The 16,023-nt window shown below is 60.4% G+C and carries 14 protein-coding genes; 10 read left to right on the top strand and 4 right to left on the bottom strand.

Annotated elements, in window-relative coordinates; all coding sequences use genetic code 11:
- Window positions 1-148 precede the first annotated feature (148 nt).
- The 3 genes from QZR14_RS05995 to rpmE form a co-directional block, all read right to left on the bottom strand.
- Entirely contained in the window at window positions 149-1,417 is a 1,269-nt protein-coding gene (locus QZR14_RS05995; RefSeq protein ID WP_007909407.1) for a malic enzyme-like NAD(P)-binding protein, read from the bottom strand.
- Window positions 1,418-1,600: 183 nt separating this feature from the next.
- Entirely contained in the window at window positions 1,601-2,383 is a 783-nt protein-coding gene (locus QZR14_RS05990; protein ID WP_311996234.1) for a thermonuclease family protein, read from the bottom strand.
- A gap of 41 nt (window positions 2,384-2,424) precedes the next feature.
- Window positions 2,425-2,646, bottom strand: a complete 222-nt coding sequence (gene rpmE, locus QZR14_RS05985) for a 50S ribosomal protein L31 (protein ID WP_064585593.1) — start codon at window positions 2,644-2,646, stop codon at window positions 2,425-2,427.
- A gap of 289 nt (window positions 2,647-2,935) precedes the next feature.
- Here rpmE and QZR14_RS05980 point away from each other — a divergent pair, with 289 nt between their 5' ends.
- On the top strand, window positions 2,936-5,155 hold the full coding sequence (locus QZR14_RS05980; RefSeq protein WP_250602834.1) for a primosomal protein N': 2,220 nt from the start codon (window positions 2,936-2,938) through the stop codon (window positions 5,153-5,155).
- A gap of 93 nt (window positions 5,156-5,248) precedes the next feature.
- Here QZR14_RS05980 and QZR14_RS05975 read toward each other — a convergent pair whose 3' ends face one another.
- Window positions 5,249-5,371, bottom strand: a complete 123-nt coding sequence (locus tag QZR14_RS05975; RefSeq protein ID WP_256579857.1) for a hypothetical protein — start codon at window positions 5,369-5,371, stop codon at window positions 5,249-5,251.
- Between QZR14_RS05975 and argS the strand changes: the two genes are divergently transcribed.
- The 9 genes from argS to QZR14_RS05930 all read left to right on the top strand — a co-directional run bounded on the left by argS (window position 5,370) and on the right by QZR14_RS05930 (window position 15,876).
- On the top strand, window positions 5,370-7,106 hold the full coding sequence (argS, locus tag QZR14_RS05970) for an arginine--tRNA ligase (protein WP_311996112.1): 1,737 nt from the start codon (window positions 5,370-5,372) through the stop codon (window positions 7,104-7,106). The genes QZR14_RS05975 and argS overlap by 2 nt on opposite strands.
- 1 nt (window position 7,107) lies before the next feature.
- Window positions 7,108-7,824 carry an SPOR domain-containing protein gene (locus QZR14_RS05965; protein ID WP_007909385.1) on the top strand — a complete coding sequence of 239 codons (717 nt, stop codon included), beginning with the start codon at window positions 7,108-7,110 and terminating at the stop codon, window positions 7,822-7,824.
- A gap of 220 nt (window positions 7,825-8,044) precedes the next feature.
- Window positions 8,045-8,575, top strand: coding sequence for an ATP-dependent protease subunit HslV (gene hslV / locus QZR14_RS05960; RefSeq protein ID WP_003186641.1), 531 nt, complete (start codon window positions 8,045-8,047; stop codon window positions 8,573-8,575).
- Between the two features lie 54 nt (window positions 8,576-8,629).
- Entirely contained in the window at window positions 8,630-9,967 is a 1,338-nt protein-coding gene (hslU, locus tag QZR14_RS05955) for an ATP-dependent protease ATPase subunit HslU (RefSeq protein ID WP_250602832.1), read from the top strand.
- A 126-nt stretch (window positions 9,968-10,093) separates the two neighbouring features.
- Complete coding sequence (locus QZR14_RS05950; protein WP_311996111.1) at window positions 10,094-10,471, top strand: DUF971 domain-containing protein; 378 nt, start codon at window positions 10,094-10,096, stop codon at window positions 10,469-10,471.
- A 258-nt stretch (window positions 10,472-10,729) separates the two neighbouring features.
- Complete coding sequence (gene phaC / locus QZR14_RS05945) at window positions 10,730-12,409, top strand: class II poly(R)-hydroxyalkanoic acid synthase (RefSeq protein WP_250602830.1); 1,680 nt, start codon at window positions 10,730-10,732, stop codon at window positions 12,407-12,409.
- A gap of 143 nt (window positions 12,410-12,552) precedes the next feature.
- Complete coding sequence (gene phaZ / locus QZR14_RS05940) at window positions 12,553-13,407, top strand: poly(3-hydroxyalkanoate) depolymerase (protein ID WP_034152967.1); 855 nt, start codon at window positions 12,553-12,555, stop codon at window positions 13,405-13,407.
- Between the two features lie 135 nt (window positions 13,408-13,542).
- Window positions 13,543-15,225 (top strand): class II poly(R)-hydroxyalkanoic acid synthase, encoded by a 1,683-nt coding sequence (gene phaC / locus QZR14_RS05935; protein WP_194935815.1) that lies wholly within the window; start codon window positions 13,543-13,545, stop codon window positions 15,223-15,225.
- A gap of 30 nt (window positions 15,226-15,255) precedes the next feature.
- Window positions 15,256-15,876 (top strand): TetR/AcrR family transcriptional regulator, encoded by a 621-nt coding sequence (locus QZR14_RS05930; RefSeq protein ID WP_095187463.1) that lies wholly within the window; start codon window positions 15,256-15,258, stop codon window positions 15,874-15,876.
- The last annotated feature ends 147 nt before the right edge of the window (window positions 15,877-16,023 follow it).

Raw genomic sequence — 16,023 nt, 5'->3', positions numbered from 1 at the left:
ACTTTCAGGTCGGTGTATCTCGCGAATCTCCCACGGTCAGTCCCCTCTCACTCAGGGAGAGGGTTAGGGTGAGGGGCTCTTGATCTTCAGGCAATAAAAAGCCCCGACTCTCACGAGCCGGGGCTTTCGGTTGAAGCGCTACAACGGCTTAGCCGTTGAACACGTCATCCACGCTTTTCAGCGGGTAGTTCTTCGGATATGGCAGGGTCGCCACACCAGTCTCGATCGCAGCTTTGGCCACAGCGTCGGAGATCAGCGTGATCAGACGCTTGTCCATTGGCTTCGGAATGATGTACTCACGGCCGAACTCCAGCGGCGCGCCACCGTAGGCATCGCACACGTCCTGTGGAACAGGCAGCTTGGCCAGTTCACGCAGGGCATTGGCGGCAGCCACTTTCATTTCTTCGTTGATGCGCTTGGCGCGAACGTCCAGAGCACCACGGAAGATGAACGGGAAGCCCAGTACGTTGTTGACCTGGTTCGGGTAGTCCGAACGGCCGGTGGCCATGATCACGTCGCTGCGAGTAGCGTGCGCCAGTTCCGGGGAGATTTCCGGATCCGGGTTCGAGCAGGCGAACACGATCGGGTTGGCCGCCATCGACAGCAGTCCTTCAGCGCTCAGCAGGTTCGGGCCGGACAGACCGACGAACACGTCAGCGCCTGCCAGTGCGTCAGCCAGAGTGCGCTTGTCGGTGGCGTGAGCGAATACGGCTTTGTACTGGTTCAGGTCGTCACGGCCGGAGTGGATCACACCGGTACGGTCAACCATGAAGATGTTTTCGATGCGAGCGCCCATGCTCACCAGCAGTTTCATGCAGGAGATGGCGGCAGCGCCGGCGCCCAGGCAGACGATCTTGGCGTCTGGCAGGGTTTTGCCAGCGATTTCCAGGGCGTTGATCATGCCCGCAGCGGTCACGATCGCGGTGCCGTGCTGGTCATCGTGGAACACCGGAATGTCGCACTGCTCAATCAGAGCACGTTCGATCTCAAAGCACTCAGGTGCCTTGATGTCTTCCAGGTTGATGCCACCGAAGGTGATGGAGATACGCTTGACGGTGTCGATGAAGGCTTGCGGGCTTTCGGAGTCGACTTCGATGTCGAAAACGTCGATGCCGGCGAAGCGCTTGAACAGAACGCCTTTACCTTCCATTACTGGCTTGGAAGCCAATGGGCCGAGGTTGCCCAGGCCGAGAATCGCGGTGCCATCGGAAATGACTGCAACCAGGTTGCCCTTGCCGGTGTATTTGTAGGCCAGTTCAGGATCGCGAGCGATCTCACGCACTGGTTCAGCTACGCCGGGGCTGTAGGCCAGCGACAAGTCGCGAGCGGTAGCAGTGGCCTTGGTGAGCTCGACACTCAGCTTCCCTGGACGAGGATTGGCATGATATTCGAGAGCGGCAGTTTTCAGATCAGACATTTTGGCATTCCGCTTTTTACTGTTGGACAGACTGGTCAGCGAGGATACGCGCCTCGCAAAGTCCCCACAAGACTGAGCGGTCACCCCTGTCAAGCGCCCTGCCCTACGACTTTGGGCCAAGAGCCACGGCGTACAAGGGCTGGACTGTTCACAATCGACAGAAAAAATGTCTACAATTTTTCTTCAGGGTGATCTTTGCAACATTGAAGAATCGGTCAGCGGCAGCAACCAACGCGACTGCCCGGATTGCAGCCCACCGCGCCGCGAACGATCGACGATCCAGCCGCGAGCCTCGATCTGCTTGCCTTTGAGCGCCTGCAAACGGGCATTGTCGAATTGTCCGACCAGATTGGGTGCAACGCGCAATACAAGCGCATCCTGCAACTCGATCCAGATTCCGCCGCGATTGCGCTGAACCTTGCTCACACGCCCACTGATCACGGCGAAACCCGAGCGCTGGATCTGCTCCGCTTTCAGTACAGGCGACTGCCGCCAGAGGCCCAGTCCGGCCTTGCGCGCACTGCTTTCGGCGGCTTGCTGACAGGCAACAAGATCGACATTCGGCGCGACTGCGACCTGGAAACCGAGGCCATCGGCGAGCATTTGCGCTTCGAGATTGGCGCCGCTGGCGCTGTAAATATGCGCAAGCGTACGCCCGTAATGGTCTTTGGCTTGCTTGCCAGGCTGCAAACCGACACGTCCGCCGCTGGCATCGACCAGCGCTTGCAGGCGTTGGCGTGCCGCCACTGCGAAGGGTTCGTCGCTGCGACCCTGCCTGCCCAGTTCAGGCGTGTTGAGGCCGATCATCCGTACGCTGCGACCATCGCTCAGGCGCAGTGTGTCGCCATCGACTACGCGCTGCACCGTGACGCTGGTCAGTCCTGCAGGCGCCGGGCAAAAGGCCTGGGCGACGGACAGCCAAATCGCAGACACAAAAAAGGCGCCCGCAAGGGACGCCTTTTTCATCAGTCTGGAGAAGTCGAAACGACCTTCCAAAATGATCAGCCTCAGGCTTTTTTGCCAACGCCGAAAGTAGCGAAACGGTCTGCGAACTTCTGCACGCGGCCGCCGGTGTCCAGAGTCTTCTGCTTACCGGTGTAGAACGGGTGGCATTCGTTGCAAACGTCGATCGCCAGGGCTTTGCCGAAGGTCGAACGAGTTTCGAACTTGTTACCGCACGAGCAGGTAACAGCGATTTCTGGGTAATTCGGGTGGATATCGGCTTTCATGGTGTATTCCTCAGGCTAGCGTGCCGCCACCCAACACTATTGTTGAATACCGCACGTAATTAGGCCGCGGATTCTACCAGACCTTTTCAATCACGCAAGCTGTCACCGAGACCGACCGTCTGCTAGGCTCCCGGCCCATTGCGCTGTCCCTGTGGGAGCGAGCCTGCTCGCGAAGACGATCTATCAGCCAGCATTTTCGTCGTCTGACACACCGCTTTCGCGAGCAGGCTCGCTCCCACAGGTTATGTACACAGTCCTTTTAATCGTCTGTTGATCGAGATCCCCCCGCGTGCCCGACGCCATTCTGCGCCTCGCCCTGCCTTCGCCCTTGCGCCGCCTGTTCGATTATCGGGCCCCGGCCGGTGTGCTGCGTGAGCAATTGCAGCCAGGCATGCGCCTGCGGGTGCCGTTCGGTCGGCGCGAGATGATCGGGATTCTGGTCGAGGTCACCGACACCAGCGAAGTGCCGGTGGAAAAACTCAAACCGGCGCTGGCCCTGCTTGATGCCACGCCGCCGTTGCCACCGGCGCTGTTCAAGTTGTGCCTGTGGACTTCGCAGTATTATCAGCACAGCCTCGGCGACACCCTGAGCTGGGCACTGCCGGTGCTGCTGCGCCAAGGCGAGCTGGCCGAGGCGCGGCAGGAACGTTTCTGGTCGATCGTGCCCGGCGCCAGCCTTGATGATCCGCGCATCGCCCGCGCCCCGCGCCAGCGTGAGGCCTTGGCGACGCTGGCTCAGCATCCACATGGCGTCGCCCATCAGTTGCTGAGCAAACTGATGCTGAGCAAGGACAGCCTTGATCTGCTGCTGGCGAAAAACCTGGTGCAAGTGGAAATCCGCCGCCATGCACCTGGCGTGCGCCATGAGCACTGGCTGGCGCAACCGGAATTGCCGCTGAACACCGAGCAGCGCGCCGCGTATGAAGCGATTCGCGCCGGATTCGACAGTTATCACGCGTTTCTCCTGGCTGGGGTTACCGGCAGCGGCAAGACCGAAGTCTATCTACAGCTGATTCGCGAAACCCTCGAAGCCGGCAAACAGGCGCTGGTGCTGATCCCGGAGATCAACCTCGGCCCGCAGACCCTGGCGCGCTTCGAGCAGCGCTTCAACGCGCGCATCGCCCTGCTGCACTCGGCGGTCAATGATCGCGAGCGCCTCGACGCCTGGCTCGCCGCCCGCGATGGCGAGGCCGACATTATTATCGGTACCCGTTCAGCGCTGTTCACGCCGATGAAAAACCCCGGGCTGATCATCATCGACGAAGAGCACGACGGCTCTTATAAACAGCAGGAAGGTTTGCGCTACCACGCCCGTGATCTGGCGCTGGTGCGTGCGCGGCAGGAAAACATCCCGATCGTGCTCGGCTCCGCGACGCCATCGCTGGAAAGTCTGCACAACGCCTACACCGGCCGTTACGGCCTCCTACGCCTGAATGAACGTGCCGGCGGTGCCAAGCAACCACGTTTCCTGCGCCTGGATGTGAAAAGCCGTCCACTGGACAGTGGGATTTCCGGACCGATGCAGCAGGCCATCGGCCAGACGCTCGCCAACGGCCAACAGGTGCTGGTGTTCCTCAACCGTCGCGGATTTGCGCCGACACTGCTCTGCCACGATTGCGGCTGGATGTCCGAATGCTCGCGCTGCGACGCGCGGATGACCGTGCACCAACGCTACGGCGAACTGCGCTGCCACCACTGTGGCTACGTCGAACGCACGCCGCGCCAGTGCCCGAAGTGCAACAAGGTCGATCTGCGCCCGGTCGGCGCCGGCACCGAGCGTGCCGAGGAACGTCTGGCAATTCTGTTTCCCGATTACCCGGTACTGCGCGTCGACCGTGACAGCACGTCGCGCAAGGACGCGATGAATCAGCTGTTCGCGACGATTCAGAAGGGCCAGCCGTGCATTCTGGTCGGCACGCAGATGTTGGCCAAGGGGCACCATTTTCCACGGGTGACGCTGGTATCGATTCTGGATGCTGACGGTGGCCTGTTCTCCGGCGACTTCCGCGCCAGCGAACGGATGGCGCAATTGATCGTACAAGTCGCCGGCCGTGCCGGGCGGGCGGAAGAGCCGGGCAAGGTAATCATTCAGACCCACCTCGCCGACCATCCTTTATTGGTGCAACTTACCGAACAGGGTTATTTCGCCTTCGCCGAACAGGCTCTGAGCGAGCGTCGCGCCGCCGGCCTGCCGCCGTTTGCGCATCTGGCGTTGTTGCGCGCCGAAGCGCACAAGCCGGGGCAGGCGGAAGGTTTTCTCGATGAGGCGTGCAGCGAGGCTGAGCGCTTGCTGGCTGAACAAAATTTGACCGGCATCGAACTGCTCGGGCCAGTGCCGGCGCCGATGGAACGCCGTGCCGGACGTTATCGCGCGCAGTTGTTGTTGCAGGCGACAGCACGGGCGCCGCTGCATCGGTTGCTGGCCAGTTGGTTGCTGGCGCTGGAGCAGATGCCGAGCGGGCGCGCGGTGCGCTGGTCGCTGGATGTCGATCCCGTCGATTTGTATTGAAGATCAAAAGATCGCAGCCTGCGGCAGCTCCTACAGCAAAATGCGTATCCCCGTGTAGGAGCTGCCGAAGGCGGCGATCTGTTGACCTGAATGTCACCACATATCCATAAGCTGCCTGCTAAGGTTGGCAAGCCCGTCTTCGCAACGGATAATGCCCAGTTTTTCCACCCGCGCATCGATGCGCCCGCCGCGCTTGCGGTCGAAAGAGAAGACCATGAAAGACACCATTCGCCAGCTGATCCAACAAGCCCTCACCCAACTCGTCAACGAAGGTGTGTTGCCTGAAGGCCTGTCGCCGGCGATTCAGGTGGAGAACGCCCGTGACAAGACCCACGGCGACTTCGCCAGCAACATCGCGATGATGCTGGCCAAGCCTGCGGGCATGAAGCCGCGCGATCTCGCGGAAAAAATCATCGCCGCGCTGCCGGCTGACGAGAACGTCACCAAGGCCGAAATCGCTGGCCCGGGCTTCATCAATTTCTTCCAGAACACCCAGGCTCTGGCCAACCGCCTCGATGCCGCACTGGCCGATGCTCACGTTGGCGTGCGCAAGGCCGGCCCGGCGCAGCGCACCGTGGTCGATCTGTCGGCGCCGAACCTGGCAAAAGAGATGCACGTCGGCCACTTGCGCTCGACCATCATCGGCGACGGTGTGGCGCGCGTGCTGGAATTCCTCGGCGACGAAGTGATCCGCCAGAACCACGTTGGCGACTGGGGCACCCAGTTCGGCATGTTGATGGCGTATCTGCAGGAAAACCCGATCACCAGCGACGAGCTGTCCGACCTGGAAAACTTCTACCGCGCCGCCAAACAGCGTTTCGACGAATCCGCAGAGTTCGCCGACCGCGCCCGTGGTCTGGTGGTCAAGCTGCAGGCCGGCGATGCCGAGTGCCTGGCGCTGTGGACCCGGTTCAAGGACATCTCGCTGTCGCACTGCCAGAAAATCTACGAACTGCTCAACGTCAAACTGACCATGGCCGACGTGATGGGCGAAAGCGCCTACAACGACGACCTGATCAACGTGGTCAACGACTTGAAAGCCGCTGGCATGTTGGTCGAGAGCAACGGCGCCCAGTGCGTGTTCCTCGACGAGTTCAAGAACGCCGACGGCGACCCGCTGCCGGTGATCATCGTCAAGGCTGACGGCGGCTATCTGTACGCCACCACTGACCTCGCCGCCGTGCGCTACCGCAGCGGCAAGCTGAAAGCCGATCGCGCGCTGTACTTTGTCGATCAGCGCCAGGCCCTGCACTTCCAGCAAGTGTTCGCTGTAGCGCGCAAGGCCGGTTTCGTGACCCATCCGATGGAAATGGAGCACATGGGCTTCGGCACCATGAACGGCGCCGATGGCCGTCCGTTCAAAACCCGTGACGGCGGCACCGTGAAGCTGATCGACCTGCTGACCGAAGCGCAGGAACGCGCCTACAACCTGGTGAAAGAGAAGAACCCGGAACTGGCCGAAGACGAATTGCGCAACATCGCCAAGGTCGTCGGTATCGGCGCGGTAAAATACGCCGACCTGTCGAAGCACCGCACCAGCGACTACAGCTTCAACTTCGACCTGATGCTGAACTTCGAAGGCAACACCGCACCGTACCTGCTGTACGCCTATACCCGTGTGGCCGGCGTGTTCCGCAAACTGGGCAAGGACTTCAGCGAAGTCGACGGCCAGATCGTCCTCGAAGCCGCGCACGAGCAAGAGCTGGCGGCGAAACTGGCGCAGTTCGGCGAAGTGCTGAACAACGTGTCCGACAAAGGCACGCCGCACATTCTCTGCACTTATCTGTACGACGTTGCCGGTCTGTTCTCCAGTTTCTACGAGAACTGCCCGATCCTCGCCGCCGAGACCCCGGCCCAGATGCAGAGCCGTCTGCGCCTGGCCGCGCTGACCGGTCGCACCCTCAAGCAAGGCCTGGAGCTGTTGGGTCTGGAAACTCTGGAGCGTATGTAAGTTGGCTGCCAAGAAAAAACCTGCACCCAAGCGTGGCGCCAGCCGTTACCAAGCTCCTGCGAAGCAACCGATTCCGGGTTGGCTGTGGATGGCCATCGGCCTGACGGTCGGCGCGTTTATCGTGTTCCTGATGAAGCTGGAGCCGGGCAAAGGCAGCGACACAGTCAAGCGCGAGAAAGTCGAACAGGCGCAACAGCAGAAAGCGTCGAAGATCGCCGAGGCCAACAAGACCCCGCCGAGCCCGACGCAACCGGTGAAGCCGAAGTACGACTTCTACACCCTGCTGCCGGAATCGGAAGTGATCGTGCCGCCGGACGCGGTGCCGGAGAAGACTTTGCCGACGCCACAAGTGCCGGCCATCCCGACAACACCGGTGACCCCGGCGGAAGCGGCGAAGATCGACACCGCGCGCGCTCAGGCGGCGCTGGCCGGGATTACCCCGCCGCCAGCACCACCGGTGAGCAAAGCGGCGCCAGTGACCAAGTTCTTCCTCCAGGCCGGTTCGTTCCGCAAGGAAACCGATGCCGACAAGGTTCGCGCGCAGATCATTCTGCTCGGTCAGGCGGTAGCGGTTGAGTCCGGCACAGTGAAGGATGAAACCTGGTATCGCGTTTTGGTCGGCCCGTTCAGCAACCGTGAACAACTGACCACCGCGCAGAAACAACTGGCCGGTGCCGGCTTCAGCAACCTGTTGTTACAACAACGCCAGAGCCGCTGATTCCCTCCCACACGGGCGCCACAAATCCCCTGTAGGAGCTGCCGAAGGCTGCGATCTTTTGATTTTGTTTCAGATCAAGATCAAAAGATCGCAGCCTTCGGCAGCTCCTACAGGGGGTCGCCGTTCGTCCCTCCGCACCCTCCCCGGTTGAAATCCTCTCCAGCACCCCCATATGAATGGGCATAAGGCACTTTCGCCCCGCTGTGTGGAGACTCTTCCCTTGACCACCATCGTTTCAGTCCGCCGTCACGGCAAAGTCGTCATGGGCGGCGACGGCCAGGTTTCTCTCGGCAATACCGTGATGAAAGGCAACGCGAAAAAAGTCCGTCGCCTGTACCACGGCCAGGTCATCGCCGGTTTTGCCGGTGCCACCGCCGACGCCTTTACCCTCTTCGAACGCTTCGAAGGCCAGCTTGAGAAACATCAGGGCCACCTGGTGCGCGCCGCTGTCGAACTCGCCAAAGAATGGCGCACCGACCGCTCCCTGAGCCGCCTCGAAGCCATGCTCGCGGTTGCCAACAAGGACGCTTCGCTGATCATCACTGGCAACGGTGACGTGGTCGAGCCCGAAGATGGCCTGATCGCCATGGGTTCCGGCGGTGCCTATGCGCAAGCCGCGGCCAGCGCGCTGCTGAAAAAGACCGACCTGTCGGCCCGTGAAATCGTCGAAACCGCCCTCGGTATCGCCGGCGACATCTGTGTATTCACCAACCACACTCAGACCATTGAGGAGCAGGATCTCGCTGAATAAGCCTGACGCGGCCCTGTGCCACGGCTTGTTTCTGCTTGAGGACCGTCAATTACTATGTCCATGACTCCCCGCGAAATCGTCCACGAACTCAACCGCCATATCATCGGCCAGGACGATGCCAAGCGCGCCGTCGCGATTGCCCTGCGCAACCGCTGGCGCCGCATGCAGCTGCCTGAAGAGCTGCGCGTTGAAGTGACCCCGAAAAACATCCTGATGATCGGCCCGACCGGTGTCGGTAAAACCGAGATCGCCCGTCGCCTGGCGAAACTGGCCAACGCCCCGTTCATCAAAGTCGAAGCGACCAAGTTCACCGAAGTCGGCTACGTCGGTCGTGACGTCGAATCGATCATCCGTGATCTGGCTGACGCCGCGATCAAGATGCTCCGCGAGCAGGAAATGACCCGCGTTCGCCATCGCGCTGAAGACGCTGCCGAGGACCGTATCCTCGACGCACTGCTGCCGCCGGCGCGCATGGGCTTCAGCAATGAAGAAGCGCCAAGCTCCGATTCCAACACCCGCCAGCTGTTCCGCAAGCGCCTGCGCGAAGGTCAGCTGGACGACAAGGAAATCGAGATCGAAGTGGCCGAAATGGCCGGCATCGAAATCGCCACGCCGCCGGGCATGGAAGAGATGACCAACCAGCTGCAGTCGCTGTTTGCCAATATGGGCAAGGGCAAGAAGAAGTCGCGCAAGCTCAAGGTCAAAGAAGCGCTGAAACTGGTGCGCGACGAAGAAGCCGGGCGTCTGGTCAACGAAGAAGAGCTGAAAGCCAAGGCGCTGGAAGCGGTTGAACAGCACGGCATCGTGTTCATCGACGAGATCGACAAAGTTGCCAAGCGCGGTAATGTCGGCGGTGCCGATGTGTCCCGTGAAGGCGTGCAGCGCGACCTGCTGCCGCTGATCGAAGGCTGCACCGTCAACACCAAACTGGGCATGGTCAAGACTGACCACATCCTGTTCATCGCCTCCGGCGCGTTCCACCTGAGCAAGCCGAGCGATCTGGTGCCGGAGCTGCAAGGCCGTCTGCCGATCCGTGTCGAACTCAAGGCGCTGAGCCCGTCGGATTTCGAACGCATCCTCAGCGAGCCGCACGCTTCGCTCACCGAGCAGTATTGCGCGCTGCTGAAAACCGAAGGCCTGAACATCCAGTTCCAGCCGGAAGGCATCAAGCGTCTGGCGGAGATCGCCTGGCAGGTCAACGAGAAGACCGAAAACATCGGTGCCCGTCGCCTGCATACGCTGCTTGAGCGTCTGCTGGAGGAGGTGTCGTTCAGCGCCGGTGATCTGGCCAGCACCCACGATGAGAAGCCGATCCTGATCGACGCCGAATACGTCAACAGCCACCTCGGCGAATTGGCGCAGAACGAAGACCTGTCCCGTTATATCCTGTAGGTCACCGTCCCTGTAGGAGCTGCCGCAGGCTGCGATCTTTTGACTTGAGTTTGTTAAAAAGCAAGATCAACAGATCGCAGCCTTCGGCAGCTCCTACAGGGTGTTCCTCTAGTCGGATGACCTGCAATGACTACTATTCCTACCGACATCAAACTGCACAAAGCCTCGAAAACCCTGACGCTCACCTACGCGTCCGGCGAGGAATACACCCTGCCCGCGGAATTCCTGCGCGTGCATTCCCCCTCCGCCGAGGTCCAGGGCCACGGCAAACCGATCCTGCAATTCGGCAAGCTCAATGTCGGTCTGAGCAAACTGGAACCGGCCGGTCATTACGCACTGAAACTGACCTTCGACGATGGTCACGACAGTGGCTTGTTCACTTGGGATTATCTCTATGAGCTTGGGCGACGTCATGACGCACTCTGGGCCGATTATCTGGCCGAGCTCAAAGCCGCCGGAAAAACCCGCGATCCGGACGAGTCGATCGTCAAGCTGATGCTCTAGCCCGAGACTCTTGCTCTTTAGAGGGCATTTTCTAAATTCATCTGTTTGAATGCTCTGCTGTGTGGCCGAGGATCGGCCTGCTTGCGAAAAAAATTAAACTCGGGTAACCAATGGAGCTGGCAAGTTCCCTGCAGTGCTCTACGACTGTAAAGCAGCTATGCAGAATTAACGGTCACCCGAGCAGTAGTACCTGGCATTGGCTGTGGAACTGCACAGCAGAAAACCGGGTACTCGTCTCAGGACAATGGAGCGTCGTAGATGAGTAACAAGAATAACGATGACTTGAAGTACCAAGCCTCGGAAAACACCCTGGGGCTTAATCCCGTCGTTGGGCTACGCGGAAAGGATCTGCTGGCCTCTGCTCGTATGGTGCTGAAACAGGCCATCAAACAACCGATCCATAGCGTCAGGCACGTCACCCATTTCGGCCTCGAACTGAAGAACGTGTTGTTTGGTAAATCCGAATTGCAACCGGCTGGCGATGACCGTCGCTTCGCCGATCCTGCGTGGAGCCAGAACCCGCTCTACAAACGTTATCTGCAAACTTACCTGGCGTGGCGCAAGGAACTCCATGCCTGGATTGATGACAGCAGCCTGTCACCCAAAGACATCGCCCGCGGCCACTTCGTGATCAACCTGATGACCGAAGCCATGGCCCCGACCAACACCGCCGCCAACCCGGCGGCGGTGAAACGCTTCTTCGAAACCGGCGGCAAGAGCCTGCTCGATGGCCTCTCGCACCTGGCCAAGGATCTGGTCCATAACGGCGGCATGCCGAGCCAGGTCAACATGGGCGCGTTCGAGGTCGGCAAGAGCCTCGGTGTCACCGAGGGCGCGGTGGTGTTTCGCAACGACGTGCTGGAGCTGATTCAGTACAAGCCGATCACCGAGCAAGTCCACGAGCGCCCACTGCTGGTGGTGCCGCCGCAGATCAACAAGTTCTACGTATTCGATTTGAGCCCGGACAAAAGTCTGGCGCGCTTCTGCCTGCGCAATAACGTGCAGACGTTCATCGTCAGCTGGCGCAACCCGACCAAGGCCCAGCGCGAGTGGGGCCTGTCGACCTACATCGATGCATTGAAAGAAGCCGTCGACGTGGTCACCGCGATCACCGGCAGCAAAGACGTGAACATGCTCGGCGCCTGCTCCGGCGGCATCACCTGCACCGCCCTGCTCGGCCACTACGCGGCGATCGGCGAGAAGAAGGTCAATGCCCTCACGCTGCTGGTCAGCGTGCTCGACACGACGCTGGACAGCGACGTCGCCCTGTTCGTCGACGAGCAGACCCTGGAGACCGCCAAGCGCCATTCGTATCAGGCCGGCGTGCTCGAAGGCAAAGACATGGCCAAGGTCTTCGCCTGGATGCGCCCCAACGACCTGATCTGGAACTACTGGGTCAACAACTACCTGCTCGGCAACGAGCCGCCGGTGTTCGACATCCTGTTCTGGAACAACGACACCACCCGGTTGCCCGCCGCGTTCCATGGCGACCTGATCGAGATGTTCAAAAACAATCCACTGATCCGCCCGAATGCACTGGAAGTGTGCGGCACGCCGATCGACCTCAAGCAGGTCACGGCCGACATCTTCTCGCTGGCCGGCACCAACGACCACATCACCCCGTGGAAGTCCTGCTACAAGTCGGCGCAGTTGTTTGGTGGCAAGGTCGAGTTCGTGCTGTCGAGCAGCGGGCATATCCAGAGCATTCTGAACCCGCCGGGCAACCCGAAATCGCGCTACATGACCGGCGAAGAAATGGCCGCCAATGCCGATGACTGGCAAGAGAACTCGACCAAGCACACCGACTCCTGGTGGCTGTACTGGCAGGCGTGGCAGGCCGAGCGCTCGGGCAACCTGAAAAAGGCCCCGCTGAAACTGGGCAACAAAGCGTATCCGGCGGGTGAAGCCTCGCCGGGCACTTACGTTCACGAGCGGTAACTGACACCACCCTGCCCAATGCAGGAGCTGCCGCAGGCTGCGATCTTTTGATTCTGTTTTTAAAATCAAGATCAAAAGATCGCAGCCTTCGGCAGCTCCTACACAGGGAATCGGGTGTACTTGAAATCCACAGGGCCTGAAGCATGCCGCAACCGTTCATATTCCGTACCGTCGATCTGGATGGCCAGACCCTCCGCACGGCGGTACGCCCCGGCAAGCCTCACTTGACGCCCTTGCTGATTTTCAACGGCATCGGCGCCAACCTGGAGCTGGTGTTTCCGTTTGTCGCGGCGCTGGACCCGGACCTGGAAGTGATCGCCTTCGACGTGCCCGGTGTCGGCGGCTCGTCGACGCCGAACCGGCCGTATCGCTTTCCCGGGCTGGCCAAGCTGACGTCGAGGATGCTCGATTACCTCGACTACGGTCAGGTCAACGTCATCGGCGTGTCGTGGGGCGGCGCCTTGGCGCAACAGTTCGCTTACGACTACCCCGAGCGCTGCAAGAAACTGGTGCTGGCGGCGACCGCGGCCGGTGCGGTGATGGTGCCGGGCAAGCCGAAAGTGCTGTGGATGATGGCCAGTCCGCGGCGCTACATTCAGCCTTCCCACGTTATCCGCATTGCCCCGCTGATTTACGGCGGCTCGTTCCGTCGTGACCCGACGCTGGCAGCCAGCCATGCGGCGAAAGTGCGTTCGGCGGGCAAGCTCGGTTACTACTGGCAACTGTTCGCAGGCCTCGGCTGGACCAGCATTCACTGGCTGCACAAGATCCATCAACCGACGCTGGTGCTAGCCGGCGATGACGATCCGCTGATCCCGCTGATCAACATGCGCATGCTCGCCTGGCGCATTCCCAACGCGCAACTGCACATCATCGACGACGGTCATCTGTTCCTGATTACCCGTGCCGAAGCGGTGGCGCCGATCATCATGAAATTTCTCCAGGAGGAACGTCAGCGTGCAGTGATGCACCCGCATCCGACACCGCTGGGCGGTTAACCGCTGCGGCAGGCTTTATGCAAGCGTTATGGAGTGCGCGGCAGGACGCCGCGCAGGCAGCAACCCGCAACAGCGTCTATGGTGTTCTGGTTCGGTGAGTTTGTTTTTGGCCTGAAGACGAAGGAGTGTTGAGTCATGCGCGACAAACCAGCGACGGGCGTGGTGCCCAGCCCCGCCGTGTTCATCAATGCACAAAGTGCGATCACTGGCCTGCGTGGCCGGGATTTGATTTCGACCTTGCGCAGTGTGGCAGCCCATGGCCTGCGCAACCCGATCCACAGTGCGAAGCACGCGTTGAAACTCGGCGGCCAATTGGGTCGCGTGCTGCTTGGCGAAACCCTGCACCCGACCAATCCGAACGACAGCCGTTTCGCTGATCCGGCGTGGAGCCTCAACCCGTTCTACCGACGCAGCCTGCAGGCCTATCTGGCCTGGCAAAAACAGGTCAAAAGCTGGATCGACGAAAGCAACATGAGTGATGACGATCGCGCCCGCGCGCACTTCGCTTTCACCCTGCTCAATGATGCCGTGGCACCGTCGAACACCTTGCTCAACCCGCTGGCGGTCAAGGAGCTGTTCAACTCCGGCGGGCACAGTCTGGTGCGTGGTCTCAGCCATTTGTTCGATGACTTGCTGCACAACGATGGCCTGCCGCGCCAAGTGACCAAGCAGGCTTTCGAGGTCGGCAAGACCGTCGCCACCACCACCGGCTCGGTGGTGTTTCGCAACGAGATGCTGGAGCTGATCCAGTACAGACCGATGAGCGAAAAGCAGTACGCCAAACCACTGCTGGTGGTGCCGCCGCAAATCAACAAGTACTACATTTTCGACCTCAGCCCACACAACAGCTTCGTCCAGTACGCACTGAAAAACGGCTTGCAGACCTTCATGATCAGTTGGCGCAACCCGGATGTGCGCCATCGCGAATGGGGCCTGTCGACGTATGTCGAGGCGGTGGAAGAGGCGATGAACATCTGCCGGGCGATCACCGGCGCCCGCGAGGTCAACCTGATGGGTGCCTGCGCCGGCGGCCTGACCATCGCCGCCCTGCAAGGGCATTTGCAGGCCAAACGGCAACTGCGCCGCGTCTCCAGTGCGACCTACCTGGTCAGCCTGCTCGACAGCCAGATCGAAACCCCGGCCACTCTCTTCGCCGACGAACAGACCCTGGAAGCCGCCAAGCGCCGCTCGTACCAGAAAGGCGTGCTCGATGGTCGCGACATGGCCAAGGTCTTCGCCTGGATGCGCCCCAACGATTTGATCTGGAGCTACTTCGTCAACAATTACCTGCTGGGCAAAGAGCCGCCAGCCTTCGACATCCTCTACTGGAACAACGACAACACCCGGCTGCCGGCGGCATTTCACGGCGACCTGCTGGACTTCTTCAAGCACAACCCGCTGACCCATCCGGGTGGCCTGGAAGTGTGCGGCACGCCGATCGACCTGCAGAAAGTCACTGTCGACAGCTTCAGCGTCGCCGGCATGAACGACCACATCACCCCGTGGGATGCGGTGTATCGCTCGACCCTGCTGCTCGGCGGCGAACGGCGTTTCGTGCTGTCCAACAGCGGTCACGTGCAGAGCATCCTCAACCCGCCGAGCAATCCGAAAGCCGCGTACATCGACAACGGCAAGATGAGCAGCGACCCGCGGGCCTGGTACTACGACGGCAAGCACGTCGACGGCAGTTGGTGGCCGCAGTGGCTGGAGTGGATTCAGCAACGCTCCGGGGCGCAACACGAAACCACGTTCACCCTCGGCAACCCGAACTATCCACCGATGGAGGCAGCGCCCGGTACTTACGTGCGTGTGCGCTGACGCTTAACCGAACTTTTCTAAGAAGACTGGATGAAAACCCGCGACCGGATTCTCGAATGTGCTTTGCAACTGTTCAACGAAAAGGGCGAGCCGAATGTCTCCACCATGGAGGTGGCCAATGAAATGGGGATCAGCCCGGGCAACCTCTACTACCACTTCCATGGCAAAGAGCCGCTGATTCTCGGGTTATTCGAACGTTTCCAGAATGAACTCGCGCCACTGCTCGATCCGCCCTCGGATGTGGAACTGGCGCCGGAGGACTACTGGCTGTTTTTGCATTTGATCGTCGAGCGGCTGGCGCAGTACCGGTTTCTGTTTCAGGACCTGTCGAACCTCGCCGGACGCTTGCCGAAACTGGCCAAGGGCATTCGTCATCTGCTCAATGCGCTGAAGCGCACGCTGGCGTCGTTACTGGCGCGCTTGAAGGCTTCGGGGCAACTGGTCAGTGATACACAAGCATTGGGGCAACTGGTTGAGCAGATCACCATGACGTTGCTGTTTTCGCTGGATTATCAGCGGATTCTGGATCGAGAGGGTGAGGTCAGATTGGTCGTGTACCAGATCATGATGCTGGTGGCGCCGCATCTGTTGCCGCCGGTGAAAGTGGCGACTGAGCGGATGGCATTGCAATACCTTGAAGACCACGACTGAATCAAAAGCCCCCTCACTGTAGCCCTCTCCCGGAGGGAGAGGGGACTGATCCGGGGATGCTGATGAGCTACGCCGACCTGAAATCTCTCTATTGAATCCATAATCGACTCGGTTTTTCAGGTCGATGTATGACGCAAGACATTGCGG

It is taken from the genome of Pseudomonas sp. rhizo66, assembly GCF_031931925.1.
Taxonomy (GTDB): Bacteria; Pseudomonadota; Gammaproteobacteria; order Pseudomonadales; family Pseudomonadaceae; genus Aquipseudomonas.
This window is presented reverse-complemented; position numbering and strand designations above follow the sequence as displayed.

What these genes read in the sequence shown, in the direction of transcription:
- QZR14_RS05930 (WP_095187463.1), top strand. Translation starts at nt 15,256, where the DNA reads ATGAAAACCCGCGACCGGATTCTCGAATGTGCTTTGCAACTGTTCAAC.
- phaC (WP_250602830.1), top strand. Translation starts at nt 10,730, where the DNA reads ATGAGTAACAAGAATAACGATGACTTGAAGTACCAAGCCTCGGAAAAC.
- hslU (WP_250602832.1), top strand. Translation starts at nt 8,630, where the DNA reads ATGTCCATGACTCCCCGCGAAATCGTCCACGAACTCAACCGCCATATC.
- rpmE (WP_064585593.1), bottom strand. Translation starts at nt 2,646, where the DNA reads ATGAAAGCCGATATCCACCCGAATTACCCAGAAATCGCTGTTACCTGC.
- QZR14_RS05990 (WP_311996234.1), bottom strand. Translation starts at nt 2,383, where the DNA reads ATGAAAAAGGCGTCCCTTGCGGGCGCCTTTTTTGTGTCTGCGATTTGG.
- QZR14_RS05950 (WP_311996111.1), top strand. Translation starts at nt 10,094, where the DNA reads ATGACTACTATTCCTACCGACATCAAACTGCACAAAGCCTCGAAAACC.
- QZR14_RS05975 (WP_256579857.1), bottom strand. Translation starts at nt 5,371, where the DNA reads ATGGTCTTCTCTTTCGACCGCAAGCGCGGCGGGCGCATCGATGCGCGG.
- phaC (WP_194935815.1), top strand. Translation starts at nt 13,543, where the DNA reads ATGCGCGACAAACCAGCGACGGGCGTGGTGCCCAGCCCCGCCGTGTTC.
- argS (WP_311996112.1), top strand. Translation starts at nt 5,370, where the DNA reads ATGAAAGACACCATTCGCCAGCTGATCCAACAAGCCCTCACCCAACTC.
- phaZ (WP_034152967.1), top strand. Translation starts at nt 12,553, where the DNA reads ATGCCGCAACCGTTCATATTCCGTACCGTCGATCTGGATGGCCAGACC.
- QZR14_RS05995 (WP_007909407.1), bottom strand. Translation starts at nt 1,417, where the DNA reads ATGTCTGATCTGAAAACTGCCGCTCTCGAATATCATGCCAATCCTCGT.